Origin of the sequence: Actinomadura latina NBRC 106108 (assembly GCF_001552195.1) — a bacterium.
Classification (GTDB): domain Bacteria; phylum Actinomycetota; class Actinomycetes; order Streptosporangiales; family Streptosporangiaceae; genus Spirillospora; species Spirillospora latina.
In genome coordinates this window covers 891683-908749 of sequence record NZ_BCQS01000003.1, presented here as the reverse complement: position 1 = coordinate 908749, position 17067 = coordinate 891683, and the positions used below count along the sequence as shown (strand labels likewise).

The 17067-nt window shown below is 71.6% G+C and carries 12 protein-coding genes; 8 read left to right on the top strand and 4 right to left on the bottom strand.

Translation table 11 applies throughout. The annotated features are described in order from the left end of the window. The first annotated feature begins 150 nt into the window (after positions 1-150). From AL2_RS05120 to AL2_RS05110, 3 genes are all read left to right on the top strand, one after another. A complete protein-coding gene (locus AL2_RS05120; protein WP_067629574.1) occupies positions 151-1437 on the top strand; it encodes a PspC domain-containing protein in 1287 nt (428 codons plus the stop codon). 10 nt (positions 1438-1447) lie between these two features. Further along, positions 1448-1651: a hypothetical protein gene (locus AL2_RS05115; RefSeq protein ID WP_067629572.1), complete on the top strand. Its 204-nt coding sequence runs from the start codon at positions 1448-1450 to the stop codon at positions 1649-1651. Between the two features lie 80 nt (positions 1652-1731). Then, entirely contained in the window at positions 1732-2436 is a 705-nt protein-coding gene (locus AL2_RS05110; protein WP_067629571.1) for a TetR/AcrR family transcriptional regulator, read from the top strand. A 3-nt stretch (positions 2437-2439) separates the two neighbouring features. On the opposite strand, the gene AL2_RS05105 is transcribed toward AL2_RS05110, so the two are convergent. After that, a complete protein-coding gene (locus AL2_RS05105) occupies positions 2440-2853 on the bottom strand; it encodes a cysteine dioxygenase (RefSeq protein WP_067629569.1) in 414 nt (137 codons plus the stop codon). A gap of 611 nt (positions 2854-3464) precedes the next feature. On the opposite strand from AL2_RS05105, the gene AL2_RS05100 reads away from it, so the two are divergent. The 5 genes from AL2_RS05100 (at position 3465) to AL2_RS05080 (ending at position 8976) form a co-directional block, all read left to right on the top strand. Next, positions 3465-3956: a (2Fe-2S)-binding protein gene (locus AL2_RS05100; RefSeq protein WP_067629567.1), complete on the top strand. Its 492-nt coding sequence runs from the start codon at positions 3465-3467 to the stop codon at positions 3954-3956. Next, complete coding sequence (locus AL2_RS05095) at positions 3953-6352, top strand: xanthine dehydrogenase family protein molybdopterin-binding subunit (protein WP_067629566.1); 2400 nt, start codon at positions 3953-3955, stop codon at positions 6350-6352. The genes AL2_RS05100 and AL2_RS05095 overlap by 4 nt, the downstream gene beginning before the upstream one ends. Next, positions 6349-7203, top strand: coding sequence for an FAD binding domain-containing protein (locus tag AL2_RS05090; RefSeq protein WP_067629564.1), 855 nt, complete (start codon positions 6349-6351; stop codon positions 7201-7203). The genes AL2_RS05095 and AL2_RS05090 overlap by 4 nt, the downstream gene beginning before the upstream one ends. A 170-nt stretch (positions 7204-7373) precedes the next feature. After that, positions 7374-8180: an SRPBCC family protein gene (locus AL2_RS05085; RefSeq protein ID WP_067629560.1), complete on the top strand. Its 807-nt coding sequence runs from the start codon at positions 7374-7376 to the stop codon at positions 8178-8180. Between the two features lie 91 nt (positions 8181-8271). Further along, entirely contained in the window at positions 8272-8976 is a 705-nt protein-coding gene (locus AL2_RS05080; RefSeq protein WP_067629554.1) for a class I SAM-dependent methyltransferase, read from the top strand. Positions 8977-8980: 4 nt separating this feature from the next. On the opposite strand, the gene AL2_RS05075 is transcribed toward AL2_RS05080, so the two are convergent. From AL2_RS05075 to AL2_RS05065, 3 genes are all read right to left on the bottom strand, one after another. Further along, the gene (locus AL2_RS05075) at positions 8981-12502 is read right to left on the bottom strand and encodes a bifunctional glycosyltransferase/CDP-glycerol:glycerophosphate glycerophosphotransferase (protein ID WP_067629553.1); all 3522 of its coding nucleotides are present in this window, start codon (positions 12500-12502) and stop codon (positions 8981-8983) included. Positions 12503-12533: 31 nt separating this feature from the next. Further along, on the bottom strand, positions 12534-15974 hold the full coding sequence (locus AL2_RS05070; protein ID WP_067629552.1) for a bifunctional glycosyltransferase/CDP-glycerol:glycerophosphate glycerophosphotransferase: 3441 nt from the start codon (positions 15972-15974) through the stop codon (positions 12534-12536). 122 nt (positions 15975-16096) lie between these two features. Next, on the bottom strand, positions 16097-17035 hold the full coding sequence (locus AL2_RS05065) for a LysR substrate-binding domain-containing protein (RefSeq protein ID WP_067629551.1): 939 nt from the start codon (positions 17033-17035) through the stop codon (positions 16097-16099). Positions 17036-17067 lie beyond the last annotated feature (32 nt).

Below are 17067 nucleotides of genomic sequence, written 5' to 3'. Positions count from 1 at the left end.
CGCCGCCCCTTCCTCGGTACTCCCACGCCACCGATCGTCACACGCGCCCGCCCGGACCGCATCAGGGACGCACCCCGGAACCCGGTTCAGGGTCGGGTCAGGGACGTCCCCGATACCGCGCGCGGGCGGTGAAGGGCCACGATGGCAGGCATGGACGGCGAGCAGAAGACGCAAGAGCGGACGGACCAGGGCTACCAGCGGCTGGCGCGGGACGCGGACCGGCGGCTGCTCGCCGGCGTGTGCACCGGCCTCGGCCGCTACACCGGCATCGACCCCGTCGTCTTCCGCGTGGGCTTCGCGATCCTCGTGCTGGCGCACGGGCAGGGGATCCTCCTCTACATCGCGGCGGTGCTGCTGATGCCCGCGAGCCCCGGCGAGTCGTCGCTCGCGGAGCAGTTCTTCAAGCGGTGGTTCGACGCGCAGGCCGTCCTGTCGATCCTGGGCGCGCTGCTGTGCGTCGGCGTCGCGCTGACCTTGTTCGGCGGGGCCTACACCGACGCGATCGCCGTCATGGTGGTGTTCGGGCTGGTGCTGGTCGTCGCGCACTCGCGCGGCGCGGACCTGGTGGCGGCGGCGCGGTCCGTCCCCGAGCGGCTCGCCGGGCACCCGCCGGAGCCGTCCGCCGCGTGGACGCGGTCGGAGGACGTGATCGTCGGCGGCGTGTCCCTCTACAAGGACCTGTCCGGGGAGCGGCCGGCGGGCGGCGGGCTGCCCGCGGGCATGATCGACCTCGCCGAGTACTCGGCCACGCGCGCCGACGCCCTCGCCGACGAGGCTCCGGCGGCGGCGAAGGCGGCCAAGAAGGCGCCCGAGAAGGACGGATGCGGCGGCGGGTCGCCGGCGGCCACGATCACGGTGCTGCTGGCCATGGCCGCGGGCGCGGCGATGATCCCCGTCGCGAAGGGATACCCGGCGCCCGACTCCTGGCTGATCGTCATGGCGCCCGCGCTCGCGGTCGTCGGGTTCGGCCTCGTCCTCGGCGGCTGGTTCCGCACGCACGGCCTCGCCACGGCGGGCACCCTGCTGACCCTCAGCATGCTGACGACGACCGTGGTGGGCGACATGCCGCGCAACGCCGAGTACGGGGACATCGACTGGCGCCCCACCGACGTGTCCCAGACGAACCAGACCTACAAGGTGGGCGTCGGCCAGGGCGACCTCGACCTCACCGCCCTCCCGATGGCCCCCGGGCAGCGCGTCACGATCGACGCGCAGGTGGGCCTCGGCGGCCTCGAGGTCACGATCCCGGCCGCCGCCCGCGTCATGGTGGACGCCCGGATCGCGCTCGGCGACCTGCGCATCCAGCAACGGACGACGAGCGGGCCGAACGCCAAGGTCACCCGCGTCCTGGAACCCGAGACCCCCGGCGGGAACCCGCCCGTGATCGAGCTGCGGATACGCAGCAAGGTCGGAGACGTGGACGTGCACCGTGCCTAGGGGGAACGACGTGGCCAAGCGATACCGGTTCGACCCGGCGGGCCCGGTGACCGGGGTGTTCTTCCTCGCCCTCGCCGGGCTGTTCCTCGCCGAGGGCCTGACGGACGAGCCCATCCTTTCCGCCACGGTGCTGGCCCCCGTGGTGCTGATCGGGCTCGGTCTCGTCGGGACCGTCCGGGTGCTGACCCGGGGACGCCGCCGCCACCTGCGCTGACATCGCCGCGATCACGCCTCCCCGCACTCCCGGAACGGGAAGTAGTGTGAGCCCGACGGCAGGTGACGGAATGGGGTTCGATGGCAGGGCAGACCGGGCCGCCCGAGGCGGGACGCACGGAGGTGCTGCCCGGGTCTCGCTCCGCGCTGGATCCGGGCCGCGCCATCAAGCCCGGACGGCACGGCCTCTCCCCCGAGACCGTCGCCGGCATCCAGCGTGAACGGCTGATCGACTCGTTCGTCCAGGTCGTCTCGGAGCGCGGCTACGCGCACACCACGATCAGCAGCGTCACCGAGGGCGCCGGCGTCACGAAGAAGACGTTCTACGCGCACTTCGCCGACCTGGACGAATGCTTCCTCGCCGCCTACCAGCGCGGCATGGACATCCTGCTCCGGCGCATGACGCAGGCGTACGAGTCGGCCGCGGACCAGCCGGACGGCGTCCACGCCGCCCTGCGCGCGCTGCTCGCCGCCCTCGCCCGCGAGCCCAGGTTCGCGCGGGTGTCGCTGGTGGAGGTGAACGCGGCGGGCCCGCAGGTCCGGCAGGCGCGCCTGGACAACCTCGCCCGGTTCCGCGACTTCCTCACCCGCCCGTCCCTGCCGCCCGTCCCGGTCGCCGTGGTGGACGCCATCGTCGGCGGCATCTACAGCGCGATCCACGTCCAGATGGAGACCGGCGAGCCCGGGGAACTCTCGTCGCTGCTGCCCTCGCTGACCTATTTCGCGCTGCTCCCGCTGATCGGCCGGGAGGCCGCGTCCCGCTACCTCACCGACGACGCCGGCTGAGGCTCAGCGGGCCACGCCGGCGTGCAGGCTGACGGCGAAGGCCGGGCCGGGGTTCGTCAGCGCCTGCGAGGCGCCGTGGACGCGGACGCGGTTGGCGCGCAGCGGCCGCTCGGTGACACCGCGCTCGGTGATCGTGACGACGGCCAGTTCGCCGGCGACCAGGGTGCTGACGCCGCCGTGCACGGTCCCGCCGTGTCCGGGCGGCCACGTCGTCAGCCAGGTCGTCAGCCAGGTCTCATCGTCCAGCGGGACGTTCCGCGGGCGGTCGGCGTCGAACCGGACGAGCCGCCACCACTCGTCGGGGCGCGCGGCCAGCTCCCGGACGCGAGCGGCGAGCTGCCCCGCGGTGGGCGGGCGGACGGCGACCGCGCGGCCGTGCGGATCGTCCTGGCCACGCATGGTGAGGTCGGGAACCATGAGAAAGGTCCTTCGTGTACGAGTGTCGGCCGGTGAGAACGGGTTCAGCGACAACACGAAGGACACAGCGCGCTGGCCGCGCGGCGCAGGGCCACGGGGCTGTCAGTCGACACGCGCTCGGTCACGCACCCAAGAAGACACGCACCGCCGCCCCTTGTCAAACCGATCGCGGGCGTGTCAGCGGCTGATGACCAGGTAGACGAGCCCGCTCAGGATCAGCGTCACGATCAGCGATCCCAGGCATCCGAGGCGAGACGAGAAGAAGAGGAACATAACGGCCTCCTACCCCGCAATCCCAGCTCATCGCCCCAGAGATCGGCACACCCCGGGCGACGCGGCGATCGGGCGGTCCAGCGGTGCGGCGGTGTCACTGACGACGGCATCGTCGGTCCGATAGCCTGGCCGGTTCTGCTTCGCGTGCACTGGCCATCATTGGGCCAGACGTCGGTAAATATGCGACGTCGGGGGCTAGTACGGCATTCAACCGCGGCATAGGTTCGTAGGGTCGCCTTCCACGGAGGTGGCCCCGATGACGTGGCCTGACCAGCGCGCCCCGCCCCTGGGGACCTCTCTTCTCCATGTCCACACCGAGACGTCCCTGGGAGAAACGCATGCCACGTATCCGTGTCGAGGTAGACGGTGCGACGTATGAGGACGACGTCGAACCGCGCCTGCTTCTCGTCCATTATCTGCGCGAACGGCTGGGGAAGGTCGGGACCCCGGTCGGGTGCGACACCAGCAACTGCGGAGCCTGCACCGTCCTGATGGACGGGATGAGCGTGAAGAGCTGCTCCGTGCTCGCCGTCCAGGCGGACGGCCGCGATGTGACCACCGTCGAGGGACTCGGCGTCGACGGCACCCCGCATCCGATGCAGAAGGCCTTCCACGAGGAGCACGCGCTCCAGTGCGGCTACTGCACGCCCGGCATGATCATGGCGTCGCTCGATCTGCTGCGGGAGAACCCCGACCCGTCCGAGGACGAGGTCCGGGAGGGCCTCGAAGGCAACCTGTGCCGGTGCACCGGCTACCAGAACATCGTCAAGGCGGTGCGGCGAGCGGCGAGCGACATGCGCGAGCCCGCCGGGCAGGAGGTGACGCCGTGACCGTGCAGGAGGTCGGCAGCCCGCGCAAGCGGTCGGAGGACGCACGGCTCATCACCGGCCGGACCCGGTGGACCGACAACATGACCCCGGCGGGGACGCTGCACGTCGCGTTCCTGCGCAGCCCGATCGCGCACGCCCGGGTCACGAACGTCGACACTTCGCGCGCCAAGCAGAGCCCCGGTGTGGTCGCCGTGTTCAGCGGCCAGGACCTCGCCGAAGAGCAGGGGTCGCTGCCATGCGCGTGGGTCGTCACCGAGGACATGAAGCACCCGGACCACCCGCCCATGGCGGTGACCGAGGTGCGCTACGTCGGCGAGCCCGTCGCATGCGTCGTCGCCCGCGACAAGACCGCGGCCGTGGACGCCCTGGAAGAGATCGACGTCGACTACGAGCCGCTGTCCGCGGTTGTGGACATGGAGGCGGCACTGGCCGAGGGCGCCGACCTGGTCCATGACGACCTGGGCACGAACAAGTCCTACACGTGGGTGTTCGAGAACGGAGATCTCGACGCCGCGATGAGGGACGCGCCGGTCGTCATTGAGCGCCGCTACGTCCAGCAGAGGCTCATCCCCACGGCGATGGAGCCGAGGTCGGTTCTGTGCGTCCCGGAAGGGGACGAGTTCACGCTGTACTCGGCCACGCAGATCCCGCACATCCTGCGGCTGATGCTGGCCACGGTCACCGGTATCCCCGAGCACCGGATCAGGGTCGTCGCACCGGACGTCGGCGGCGGCTTCGGCTCCAAGCTCCAGGTGTACGGGGAGGAGGTCCTCGCGCTGCTGCTGGCCCGCAGGCTCGGCCGCCCGGTCAAGTGGACGGAGACGCGCAGCGAAGGCAACATGACCGTCCACCACGGACGGGACCAGATCCAGCGGCTCACGCTCGCCGCCGAGCAGGACGGCCGGATCCGTGGCCTGAAGGTGGATCTGCTGGCCGACATGGGGGCGTACCTCATGCTGGTCACGCCCGGCATCCCGCTGCTGGGCGCGTTCATGTTCAACGGCATCTACAAGATGGACGCGCTCTCGTTCACCTGCACGGGCGTGTTCACAACGAAGATGCCCACGGACGCGTACAGGGGCGCGGGCCGTCCGGAGGCCACGTTCGCGATCGAGCGGATCATGGACGATCTGGCCGCCGAACTGGGCATCGACCCCATCGAGGTGCGGCGCCGCAACTGGATCAAGCACGAGGAGTTCCCGTACGAGACGATCGCGGGCCTCACGTACGACTCCGGCAACTACGAGGCGGCGACGGACAAGGCCCTGGAGCTGTTCGAGTACGACAAACTCCGCGCTGAACAGGCCGACAGGCGAGAACGGCAGGATCCGGTGCAGCTCGGCATCGGGGTGTCCACGTTCACGGAGATGTGCGGGCTCGCGCCGTCCCGGGTGCTGGGTTCGCTGTCGTACGGCGCCGGCGGCTGGGAGCACGCGGCCGTGCGGGTTCTGCCGTCCGGCAAGGTCGAGGTGGTCACCGGTTCGTCCGCGCATGGGCAGGGCCACGAGACGGCCTGGGCACAGATCACGGCGGACAAGCTCGGTGTCCCGTTCGAGGACGTGAAGGTCCTGCACGGCGACACGGCCATCTCGCACAAGGGCATGGACACGTACGGTTCCCGTTCGCTGGCCGTGGGCGGGGTCGCGCTGTTCTCCGCCTGCGAGAAGGTCGTCGACAAGGCCCGCACGATCGCCGCGCATCTGCTGGAGGCGTCCGAGCAGGACCTGGAGTTCACCGCCGGGCGGTTCAGCGTCCGGGGCGTCCAGGATGAGGGGAAGACGATGCAGGAGGTCGCGCTGGCCGCATTCGCCGCGCACGACCTGCCGGACGGCATCGAGCCCTCACTGGACTCCGACGCCACGTTCGACCCGGACAACTTCTCCTTCCCGCATGGCACGCACCTGTGCGCGATGGAGGTCGACACAGAGACGGGGATGGTGAAGATACGCAAGTACGTGGCGGTGGACGACGTCGGCAAGGTCGTCAACCCGCTCATCGTGGAGGGGCAGGTCCACGGCGGGCTCGCGCAGGGCATCGCCCAGGCGCTGTACGAGGAGGCCGTGTACGACGCGGAGGGCAACCTCACCACGACGACCATGGCCGACTACCTGATCCCGTCGGCGGCGGACCTGCCGACGTTCACGACCGACCGCACCGAGACGCCCGCGACGACCAACCCCATGGGCGTGAAGGGCGTCGGTGAGGCGGGCACGATCGCCTCCACCCCCGCGGTCGTCAACTCGATCGTGGACGCGCTGCGCCCGCGCGGCGTGACGGACGTGCCGATGCCGTGCACGCCCGAACGCGTCTGGCGCGCGCTGCGCGGAGAATCCGCCCCGGCCGCCGCCGAACCGGGCGCGGCCGGCGGCCTCGGCTCGGTCGGAGGTGACCAGTGATCCCCGCGGCGTTCGACTACGTGCGGCCCGCCTCGCTGGACGACGCCGCGAGGGCGCTGTCCGACGCGGGCGAGGACGCGAAGGTGCTGGCCGGCGGGCAGAGCCTGATGCCGCTGCTGCGGATGCGGCTCGCCATCCCGGACGCGCTGATCGACCTGGACCGCCTCGACGGGCTCCGGGAGATCCGCGACGACGGCGACGCCATCGTCATCGGCGCGATGGCGACGCACCACCAGGTGATCCGCGATCCGCTGGTGCGCGAGCACGTCCCGCTGATCGCGAAGACGACGGAGACGGTCGCCGACCCGGCCGTCCGGCACCGCGGCACGTTCGGCGGGTCGCTGGCGCACGCGGACCCGGCGAGCGACCTTCCGGCCGTGGCGCTGGCGCTGGACGCGGTGCTCCTCGTCCGGTCCGTGCGCGGCGAGCGGGAGATCCCCGCGGCGGAGTTCTTCGTCGACTGGATGACGTCGGCGATGGAGCCGGACGAACTGCTCGTGGGGGTGCGCGTGCCGAAGCTGGGCGCGGGCTGGGGCGTGCACTACGAAAAGTTCCACCGGACGGCGCAGGCGTGGGCGATCGTCGGTGTCGCGTGTGCCGTCCACCGCAACGGTGACGGGATCGATGACGCACGGATCGCGCTGACCAACATGGGGCCGACCCCAGTGCGGGCCAGTGCGGTGGAGACCGCCGTCAGGGGCGGGTCGGCGTCCGAGGACGCGTTCCGGACCGCCGCGGCGCAGGCCGCGGCCGGCACGGAACCGCCCACCGACCTGAGCGGGTCGTCGGAGTACCGGACGCATCTGGCGACGGTGCTCACCGCGCGGGCGCTGACCGCCGCCGCGGGCTGACCGGATCATGCGGCCGGACCCCGGGGGTCCGGGACCCGGCCGCATGATCGCCCGGCCCCCGGGTAACGCCCCCGGGTAACGGATCGGCTGTCAGCGGCCCCCACTGGCGACGGGATGGGCCGCCGCCGTAAGGTCGCGGGCAAGTTCTCCGGACGATAAGGACTTTGATCATGGAGCTCGACCACGATTTCACCGTCCCCGTACCGGTGGATCAGGCCTGGTCGGTGCTGCTCGACGTGGAGCGGGTCGCGGCCTGCATGCCGGGCGCCACGCTCGACTCGGTCGACGGCGAGGAGTACTCGGGGCGGATGAAGGTGAAGGTCGGCGCGATGACCATCACCTACCGCGGCACCGCGCGGATCGTCTCGGCGGACGAGGCCGCCCGGGTCGTGGCGATGGAGGCGTCCGCGAAGGAGGCGCGCGGCTCCGGCACGGCGGCGGCGACCGTCCAGGCGAGGCTGCACGCGCAGGACGACGGCACGACGCGGGTCGCCGTGCACACCAAGCTGAACGTGACGGGGCGTCCCGCGCAGTTCGGCCGCAACATCCTGTCCGAGGTCGGCTCGAAGATCATTTCACGGTTCGCGAAGGCGCTGGAGGCCGAGCTGGAGTCGTCCGACGAGACGTCCGCCGCCGCCGCGCCCACTGCGCCCGCTGAGAGCCCCGCCGAGGCCGCGAAGGCTGAGGTGGAGGCCGAGACCGGGGTGGCGTCCGCGAAGCCCGCGGAACCGGCCGACAAGCCCGGCCCGGTGAAGGCCACCGACGAGGCGGCCGCCCGGGCCGAGGCGGCCGTGCCGGCCGCCGCGCCGGAGCGTCCCGCGCGGCGCCCGCTGCACGTGGCCGACGAGGACGACGCGATCGACCTGCTGGAGATCGCGGGTCCGTCGGTCGCCAAGCGGGCCGTCCCGGCGGTCGGCGGCCTGGTCGCGCTGCTGCTGGCCATCCGGTTCCTCCTGCGGCGGCGCCGCAGGCGCTGACGCCCGGCGGGGGTCAAACCGGGGTCAACGATCGGCCCGCGGACGGCGGCGACGGTGGAACGGGCCGCCGCCGATGCCGTCGGCTTGACCCGTGGACGCCATCGAGCTTCAGCGGATCGCCCGGATCGAGGACGGCAACTGGTGGTACCGCGAGCGGCGGGAGATCCTGTCCGCGGAGCTGCTGCGGTTCAGCGTGCCCGGCACGGCCGTCGACATCGGCGCCGCGTCCGGCGCGCACTGCCGGGTGCTGGCCGAGCACGGCTGGCGGGCCACCGGCATCGACCTGAGCCCGGCCGCCGTGGCGCTGGCGCGCGCGCACGGCGTCGAGGCCTACGAGGGCGACGCCCGCTACCTGCCGCTGCCGCCGTGCGAGTACGACCTCGCGCTGGCGCTGGACGTGCTGGCGCACGTCGACGAGGACGCGCGGGCGGCGGCGGAGATCGCCCGGGTGCTGCGGCCGGGCGGGATCGCGCTGCTGTCCGTGCCGTGCGACATGGCGCTGTGGTCGGCGCACGACGTGGCGCTCGGCCGCGTCCGCCGCTACACCCGCCGCACGCTCGCCGAGCTGGTCGAGGGCGCCGGGCTGGTGCTGGAGGCGGTGTGGAGCAGGGGCGTCCTGCTCCGGCCGCTGCTGCGCCCGTTCAGGCACCGGACGGCGCGCCGCGAGGACCTGGCGCCGCTGCATCCGCTCGCCAACGAGGCGCTGCGCCTGTCGGCCGCGCTGGAGCGGCGGCTGCCGGTGTGCGGCGGGTGGCCGGGCGTGTGGCTGTTCGCGCGCGCCCGGCGGCCCGGCTGACGCGTCAGGCGAACAGGTGGGCGAACACGTGGTCGACGACCCTGGCCGCCGCGTGGCCGTCGTCGTAGGGGCAGTACTTCACGAAGAACCGGTCGTAGGCGTCCGCGTACCGGTCCTCGCTGTCGGGTGCGGCCCTGACCGCCTTGGCGAGTTCCGCCGACGTGGTCACGACCGGTCCGGGCGCCTCGGCCTCCAGGTCGAAGTAGAAGCCGCGCACATGGTCGCGGTACCGCTGCAGGTCGTAGGTGTAGAGAACGATCGGGCGGCCTAGGACGGCGTAGTCGAACATGGCGGACGAGTAGTCCGTGACGAGTACGTCGGCCGCCATGTAGAGCTCGGTGACGTCGGGGTAACGGGACACGTCCATGACGAAGTCGTCCGCCGCCGAACGGGCCTTGTCCGTGACGAGGTGGTGCGTCCGCAGAAGGAGGACGTGGTCGTCGCCCAAGGTCTGCCGCACGGCCTCCACGTCTAGCTCAAGTGAGAAGCCCTGCTTACCGGGCCCGTGGCGCCGGTCGTCCCGCCATGTCGGCGCGTAGAGGACGACCTTCTTGCCGTCCGGGATCCCCAGGCGCTTGCGCACGCGGGTCCCGACGCTCTCCCATTCGGGGGCGCTGAGGACGTCGTTGCGCGGGTATCCGCTCTCCAGGACGTCGCCGTCGTACCGGAACGCCCGCCGCATGATCTGGGTGGCGTACGGGCTCGGGGACACGAGCAGGTCCCATCGCGGCACCTCCCACTCCATCCAGTCGTGGCGTTCGGTGCGCTGGTAGGGCATGTCCTTCAGATCGTGGGCGAGGCGCTTCAGCGGGGTGCCGTGCCAGGTCTGGACGTAGGTCTGGCCGTCGCGCTTGAAGTACCAGGGCGGGAGCCCGTGGTTGGTGATGATGTGCCTTGCGCGCGCGAGGACGCGGTAGTGCTCGCGGCTTCCGGCCAGGACGGTCCTGGTCTTCACGTCGGTTGTGAAGTCGATGGAGAACTGGTCGTCCTGGGTGACCCACACGCATTCGAGGTCGGGGTTGCGTCGGGCGAGTTCCTCGTAGATGGCCCTGGGGCTGCAGCTGTACTGGGTTCCGTCGTAGCTGTCGAAGACGACGATGTCCGTCAGGGGGCTTCGCAGATAGACGGGGTAGTCGCGCTGCTGGAGCAGCGCCTGGGCGTGGCTGCCTCGTTCGTCGTCGCCCAGGGCGGGACGGCTGTGCAGGGTCAACGCGTCGATCTGGTGTACGCCGACTTCGTACTCGTGGGTGCCGACGCGCCTCCGGTCGGGCAGAGCCGGGATCGCCTCACGCTCGACGACGACCGCCACCTCGCCGGACCGCGCGCGCGCCAGCACGTCCCATGTTCCGCTGGGCAACGGCAGGTCGGTCCCGAACACGGCCATGGCCGCGGGGGTGAAGGCGGCGGTGAAGCGGTGCTGGTCCCAGGTGACGGGTATGCGGTGCTCGTCGCCCGTCCGGCGCCGCCGCACGACGAAGTGGCCGGGACGGTCCTCCGGGGCCGCGTAGTCGCCAGTGAAGGTGAGGAGCCCGTCGTCGTCCCATTCGGCGGCACGGACGACGGGGCGGAAGGTGCGCTCGACGGCGCGCAGGTTGCCGAACGACGTGCGCGTGAGCGCCAGTTCGCGGTCGTGCCCCGGCAGGGCGTGGCGGACGGGCTTGACGTTGCTCGCGACGGTGAGCCGCAGCGGGCCGCCCTCGCCGGTCAGCCGGATGTCCCAGTCGATGGCGTCCCGCAGGTGGGGCTGCCGGGGGTCGGCCAGCGTGGAGGTCAGGAACTCCAGCGGGAGCCGCGCCGTGAAGTCGAACCCGGTGCCCTCGGCCATGCGCAGGACGGCCGACTGGCGCAGCGTCACCTCGCCGCGGACCTCCTCTCCCCCGTGCCTGCGGGCCGCGACCATGGCGGCCCCGGCGCCGAGGGCGCGCCGCGTCCAGCCGGTCAGTTCGAGCACGTCCCCGTCGCGGCGGATCCGGGTGAGGACGGCCTTGGCCCGCTTGACGTGGACGGCGAACACATCGTCGTCGCCGGCCGCCGGCTGGACGGCCACGTGCTCGTCCACCTGCCGCGCCGCCGTCCACCGCACGGCCGGGGCCGTCGCGGTCAGCCGCTGCGCGGCCCTGCGTCCCGCCGTGGACACCTCGGCCAGGAGCTCGTAGGTGGCCGTCCGCCACTCGTCGCCGTCCAGCAGGTACTCGGGCTCCACCCGGACGGTGAACCCGGACCAGTCGTAGGAGACGCTCGACTGCCCGGACCGTGCCGTGGCCTCCGGGCAGCGGGTCCGTTCCACCGGCAGCCGGACCTCCCTGCCGGTCTTCACGTCCCGCATCCAGACCCGGATGCGGGAATCGGCCGCCGCCGACACGTCGAACCGGTCGAAGTGGGCGTGCCCTTCGACGATGAGGGTGTCGACGTCCCATTCGACACGGTCGATGTCCGCCCAGAGGCCGATCTCGTCGGTGACGTCGTACACGTCGACGGGGATGTCGCGTTCGGCGTCGTCGAAGAAGGGGTAGCGGGCGTACCAGCGCGGGCGGAGGCGCCCCCTGGGCACGATCGGGACGTCCTGGAGTCCGCCCTCCTCGAACCGGAGCACTTCGAGCAGTTCGGGCACCATGCGCTCGCGGAGCAGGTGCAGCTCCAGGCGCCTGATCGCGTCCAGTCCTCGGGTGGCCGAGCGGTCGGCGTCGGCGACGACCTCAGCGCCCAGCTCGACCAGGCGCTCGCGTTCCTCCCAGGTGGCGGCGGGCAGGGCGAGCATCAGCTCGCGCAGGTCCAGGTCGAGCGCGTACATGTCGTGGACGGCCAGAAGCTCGGGTGCGTGGTCGTGGACGAAGTTCCGGACCTTCGCGAGGGTCGCCATCCGGTCGGTGATGTGGGCAGGTTCCGGACGGAGCCGCGGCGCCGTTCCCGGACGGTCGCGCCAGAAGTAGACGGTCGTGTCGAGTACGTCCACCACGGAGGCCAGGAGCTGGCTCTGCACGGCGATCAGGGTGTCGTGGTCCGTGCCCGGCTCGAAGCGGTGCGCGTCCCAGAACGAACGCCGGTACACCTTGTTCCAGAGCGTCCGGTCTTGCAGGAGCGTGGGGTGGCGGGTGACGTGCGTGGACTTCATCGTCTTCGCATAGGGCTCGCGGTGCAGCGGTGACTGCCACACCTGTTCCCCGTCCAGGCACACGACGTTTCCGCCGGCGAGATCCGACCCGGTCGAGTCGAGGGTGCCGACCAGCAGCTCGTAGGCGTAGGGCGGTAGCGCGTCCTCGCCGTCCGCGAAGGCCAGATACCTGCCCTTGGCCTGCTCCACGCCGGCGTCGGCGGCCGGTGTGGCGGGGCCGGGCTGGAGCAGCGCGAAGCGGTCGTCGTGCCCGGCGAACTCCTTGGCGACGACCGCGCCGCCGTCGTCGGACCCGTCGTCCACCATGAGGACCTCGACGTCGCGCAAGGTCTGGCCTGCGAGCGACTCCAGGCACTCGGCCAGGCGGCCGCCGGTGTTGCGGAACGGGACGACGATGCTGATCTGCGGGGACACGAGCGACTCCGTGTTGGGGTGAGCGGGGTTGTCAGTGACCGGATCGGAGGACCCGGTCCAGCACGCGGGAGGCGGCGCGGCCGTCGTCGTGCGGGCAGTAGCGGGCGGCGAAGGCGGCGCGGGCGTCCCGGTACCCGGTCTCCAGGGCGGCCGGGTCGCGCAGCGCCTCGACGACCTCCCGGGACGTGCTCAGCAGCGGCCCCGGTGCCTCCGCGTCGAAGTCGAAGTAGAAACCGCGCACGTGGTCGCGGTAGCGCTCCAGGTCGTAGGTGAAGAACACCATCGGGCGGCCGGTGACGGCGAAGTCGAACATGGACGACGAGTAGTCCGTGACCAGCACGTCGCTGATCAGGAAGAGCTCGGAGATGTCGGGATAGACCGACACGTCCATCACGCAGTCGCCCGGCCGCAGCTTCGGCCGGTCCGTGACGAGATAGTGCGTCCGCAGGAGCAGGACGTGGTCGCGGCCGAGCGCCGCCCTGAACCGGTCGATGTCGAGTTCGAGGCGGAACGCGCGCTTGCCGATCGAGTGGTGGAAGTCGTCCCGCCAGGTCGGCGCGTAGAGCACGACCCGCTTGCCCTCGGGAATGCCGAGGCGCCGCCTGACCGCAGCGGCGATCTCGTCCCGGTGCGGGCTGCTCAGCACGTCGTTGCGGGGATAGCCGCTTTCGAGGACCTCGCCCTGATAGCCGAACGCCCGCCGGAACAGCGGCACCGAGAACGCGTTCTGCGCGAGGAGCAGATCCCACTGCGGGACGTCGTACTCCATCCAGTCGACGCTCTCGGTGCGCTTGTAGGGCATCTGCTTGACGTCGTAGCCCAGTTTCTTCAGCGGCGTCCCATGCCAGCACTGCACGTACGTCTGGTCGTCGCGCTTGGTGAACCACTCCCGCTGCGACCAGTTGCCGAAGACGAAGCGCGCGCGGGCGAGTGCCTCATAGTGCTCGCGCGTACCGACCAGGACCGTGCGGGCACCCGCCGGCCTGCCGAACTGGCCGTTCTCTGTGACCCACACGCATTCCAGGTCGGTTCCGCGCCGCCGAAGCTCGTCATAGATGCCGCGCGGGTTGCACGCGTACTGGCGTCCCCGGTACGCGTCGAACACGGCCAGGTCGCGGACGGGCAGGTTGAGGTGCCGCCGGTAGTGGCCCGACCGGATCCGGCTCTGCGCGTAGGCTCCGCGCTCGTCGTCGTCCAGGGCGGTCTCGATCCGCAGGGTCAACTGGTCGGTCTTGTGGGCGCGGACGGTGATGCGGTGCAGGCCCGCCTCGAACGGCTCGGGCAGGTCGCGGAGGGTGTGACGCCTGATGACGACCGGGTGGTCCTGTCCGCCGATGGTCGTGAGGACGTCCCAGCGGCCGGCCACCAAGGGACGGGACAGCCCGAGCACCGGCATACGCGCGGGAGAGAACCTCGCGGTGAAACGGTCGCCTTCCCAAAGCAACGTGACGTTGTGCTCCTCGGACGACCGCCGTCGCCGGAGGAACAGCGAATCGGGCCGTCCGGCACGGTCGGTGCAGGTGCCCGCCAGACGCAGGGCGCCATCGGACGACCACGACACCTCTTCGACGACGAGGGCCCGTCCGCGCACGACGATGCGCAACGTGCTCCGCCGCGTCCTGGCGACCTCCAGCTCCCCGCCGGGGACGGGGAAGGCGGTTCCGGCCGCGTCCGCGTCCAGGTAGGGCTTGACGCCGCCCGGCAGGCTGACCTCCCAGTCGCCCTGCCGCCGGGCCAGCCCGGCGACCGGCAGCCTCGCCCGGAACCCCTCGCCGCCGACCGGTTCGACCGGGCCGGTCACCGTGGCGCGCCCCGCCTTCGGCGCGGCGGTGACGCGCGGCTCGTCCCCGAGCGGGGTGCGGCTCCAACCGTCCAGGCACAGCTCGCCGCGCTCCAGATGGCAGCCGACGACCGCCGCCGGCGTCCGCCGCACCTGCACCACGAACCGGTTCCGGGCCGCGACGCCCTGGACGAGGACGCCCGGCGCGCACTCCCGGTCGTCCGGCCACTGCCGGCCGGTGAGGCGCGGGTTCGCGAACGTGCAGCGCCGCCGCAGCCCCCGGTTGACGATCTCCACGCAGGGGACCCAGTCGACGTCGCGCCAGCGTCCGAAAATCCTCAGCGCCGCCGGGTCGATCTCCGCGACGAACCCGGACCAGTCGTAGGAGACCCCCGACTGCCGCGACCGGGCGGTCACGTCCGGCCGGCGGACCCTCTCGACCGGGACGCGCACCAGCCCGCGCCTGTTCGCCGCGACCAGCCACACCCGGATGCGGGAACCGTCCTCGGTCGAGGAGTCCAGGTGCCGGATGTAGGCGTGCCCCTCGATGCGGAGCCGCCCGTCGACCCAGGTGGCGCGGTCCACGGCCGCGACCGGCTTCAGCTCGTCGGTCACGTCGTACACGTGCGCCGGGACGCCACGCTCCTCGTCCTCGAAGAACGGGAACTCCGCGTACCAGCGTTGCCGCAGGCCGCGCCGGACCCGCGGCACGTCCGCCGCCTGCCGGAGCAGGGCGAACCGGAGGACCTCCAGCAGTTCCGGCAGCATCCGCCGGGACAGCAGGTGCAGTTGCAGGCGCGTGAGCGCGGGCTGCCGCTTCACCACGCGCGGGCTGATCTGCCGGGCCAGCGCGGCGCCCATCGCGACGAGTTCCTCGCGGTGGTCGTCCTGCGTCCTGGGGAGGGCCTCCAGGAGGACGCGAAGCTCGATGGGGACGAGCGCGTGCTCGTCGTAGGCGTTCAGCAGGTCGGGTGCGTAGTCGGCCAGGCCGTCCCGCAGCGCACGGGCGGACGCCATGCGCTGGTTGATGTTGTCCCAGTCGTAGCGGTCCTCCGTGATGGACCCGGGCCGCTTGCGCCAGTAGTAGACGGTCTCCGTCAGGACGTCCACCGACCGGGCCATGGCGTGCGCGCGCGCCGTGACGGGCGGGTCCTCGTAGAAGCCCGTGGGGAATTCCAGACCTGCCTTGTCCCAGAATTCACGGCGGTAGACCTTGTTCCATGGCGTCCGGTCGCGCATGAGCACGGGCTTGGACGACACGTGCGTCCTTGAGCACGCGTCTGTGAAGACACCATCGTGCAAGGGGGACTGCCATTTCCGGTCGGCGTCCATACGCTCGACGTTGCCGGACGCCATGTCGGAGCCCGTCCGCTCCAGGGACCCGACCAGCCACGTGTAGGCGTCGCGCTCCACGACGTCATCGGCGTCGGCGAAGGCCAGGTAATCGCCTTTCGCCTGCCGCACCCCCGCGTTGCGTGCGGCCCCGGGGCCCTCCTGCTCCCGCGTGAACAGGCGGAACCGCTGGTCGCGGGCGCACATCTCCTTGGCGATCACGGCGCTGCCGTCGGCGGACCCGTCGTCCACCAGGATCACCTCAAGGTCGCGCAGCGTCTGGGCGGCCAGCGACTCCAGGCACTCCCGGAAGTACTCCTCGGTGTTGTGGAACGGCACGACGACGCTGAGCTTCGGCATGGGGCCTCCTTCTCGCCCCACCGAGCATGGTGACGTTACGCCACCGCATGAACACGCATCGCCATTGCCAAGCCGTCCCCTGGCACAGACTTGACCTCGTCTAGCCGCGGTTTACCGGGGCGTTAAGGTCGCGCCGGCCGGATGCCGGGCGCGACACCGGAGTCGGCCATGGCGATCCGGACGCTCTCGGCGAGCACCTCGAACTCGTCCGCGCGCGGGCACGTCGACCGGAACCCGAGCCCGATCGTCCGGAACGGCGCCGGCGGGGTGAACCGGTGCAGTTCGAGGTTCGGGGCGCGGCCCGTCTCCACCGGCAGCGCGGTCTCCGGGACGAGCGTCACGCCGAGCCCGCCCGACACGAGCTGGACCAGGGTCGCCAGGCTCGTCGCATAGGTCGCGGCGGCGGCGCGCGCGCCCACGTCCCGGCAGACGTCCAGGGCCTGGTCGCGCAGGCAGTGGCCCTTGTTGAGGAGGAGGACGTCCAGGTCGTTCAGGACCTCTCGCGGGATCTCCTCGTCGCCCAGCTCGAACCCCGCGGGCGCGACGAGCACGAAGTCCTCGTCGTAGAGGGCGACCTCCGTGACCCCGGCCGTGAGGACGGGCAGCGCCAGGAGGACTACGTCCAGCCGTCCGGCGAGCAGTTCCGTGACGAGGTGTTCTGTCTGCTCCTCATGCACCGACAGCTTCAGGTCGGGGAACTCCTTGGCGAGCCTCGGCAGGACGATGGGCAGCAGGTACGGCGCCACGGTCGGGATCACGCCCACCTTGAGCGGGCCCACCAGCGTCCCTTGGACGGCCTTGACCTCGTCTACCAGGCGATCCAGTTCCGCTAGGACGATCTCCGCCCGCCGTGCGACCTGCTGCCCGGCGGGGGTCAGCAGTACTTTGCGGGTCGTCCGCTCGACAAGGTGGGTTTCCAGCGATTCCTCAAGCGCGGCCACCGCCCCGGAGAGGGCGGGCTGGCTCATGCGCAGCGCGGCGGCGGCGTCCCGGAAGTGCAGATGCTCGGCGAGCGCCAGGAACGCCCGCAACTGAGCCACCGTCGGTCTGCTGATCGCCATCTCAATCGAACGGTACCTCTCGGCCGTCACGG

Excerpts from the sequence above, each read along its gene's own strand:
- AL2_RS05120 (WP_067629574.1), top strand. The coding sequence starts at position 151 with ATGGACGGCGAGCAGAAGACGCAAGAGCGGACGGACCAGGGCTACCAG.
- AL2_RS05100 (WP_067629567.1), top strand. The coding sequence starts at position 3,465 with ATGCCACGTATCCGTGTCGAGGTAGACGGTGCGACGTATGAGGACGAC.
- AL2_RS05070 (WP_067629552.1), bottom strand. The coding sequence starts at position 15,974 with ATGCCGAAGCTCAGCGTCGTCGTGCCGTTCCACAACACCGAGGAGTAC.
- AL2_RS05105 (WP_067629569.1), bottom strand. The coding sequence starts at position 2,853 with ATGGTTCCCGACCTCACCATGCGTGGCCAGGACGATCCGCACGGCCGC.
- AL2_RS05085 (WP_067629560.1), top strand. The coding sequence starts at position 7,374 with ATGGAGCTCGACCACGATTTCACCGTCCCCGTACCGGTGGATCAGGCC.
- AL2_RS05110 (WP_067629571.1), top strand. The coding sequence starts at position 1,732 with ATGGCAGGGCAGACCGGGCCGCCCGAGGCGGGACGCACGGAGGTGCTG.
- AL2_RS05065 (WP_067629551.1), bottom strand. The coding sequence starts at position 17,035 with ATGGCGATCAGCAGACCGACGGTGGCTCAGTTGCGGGCGTTCCTGGCG.